1 protein-coding gene is annotated in these 275 nt (G+C 53.1%); it reads left to right on the forward strand.

Annotation, left to right across the window (positions count from 1 at the left end; translation table 11 throughout):
* Nucleotides 1–275, forward strand: a 275-nt coding sequence (locus tag ERX37_RS11330) for a collagen-flanked surface repeat-containing protein (RefSeq protein ID WP_208001704.1), incomplete at both ends; no start/stop codon positions are given.

Here is a 275-nt window from a genome sequence, read left to right on the forward strand (position 1 = left end):
ATGGCACGACAACAACAACAGTGATCAAAGATGGTGCGGACGGCGAATCACCAACGGCGACAGTAGTCGACAACGGCGACGGCACGCACACAGTGACGATCACAAATCCAGACGGCACAACAACGACAACAGTGATCAAAGATGGCGAATCACCAACGGCGACAGTAGTCGACAATGGAGACGGTACACACACAGTGACGATCACGAATCCAGATGGCACGACAACAACAACAGTGATCAAAGATGGTGCGGACGGCGAATCACCAACGGCGACA

This window comes from Macrococcus hajekii, from assembly GCF_004359505.1.
Classification (GTDB): Bacteria; Bacillota; Bacilli; order Staphylococcales; family Staphylococcaceae; genus Macrococcus; species Macrococcus hajekii.